Here is a 342-nt window from a genome sequence, read left to right on the forward strand (position 1 = left end):
GCCTGCACCATCTTGATGACGCCCGCCACCCCGGCCGCGGCCTGCGTGTGCCCGATGTTCGACTTGACCGACCCCAGCCACAGCGGCTGCCCCGCCGCCCGGCCCTGCCCGTACGTCGCCAGCAGCGCCTGCGCCTCGATCGGGTCGCCCAGCCGCGTCCCCGTCCCGTGCGCCTCCACCGCGTCCACATCGGCCGGCCCGAGACCGGCGCTCTCCAGGGCCTGCCGGATGACCCGCTGCTGCGCGCGCCCGCTCGGCGCGGTCAGCCCGTTGCTGGCCCCGTCCTGGTTGACGGCGGAGCCGCGGACGACGGCCAGTACCCGGTGCCCGTTCGCCACCGCG

The 342-nt window shown here is 76.9% G+C and carries 1 protein-coding gene; it reads right to left on the bottom strand.

Annotated elements, in window-relative coordinates; genetic code table 11:
- Positions 1-342: polyketide synthase (locus tag VR44_RS23635; protein WP_045949591.1), on the bottom strand; the 342-nt coding region annotated here is incomplete at both ends.

This window comes from Streptomyces katrae, assembly GCF_000966975.1.
GTDB classification, from domain to species: Bacteria; Actinomycetota; Actinomycetes; order Streptomycetales; family Streptomycetaceae; genus Streptomyces; species Streptomyces katrae.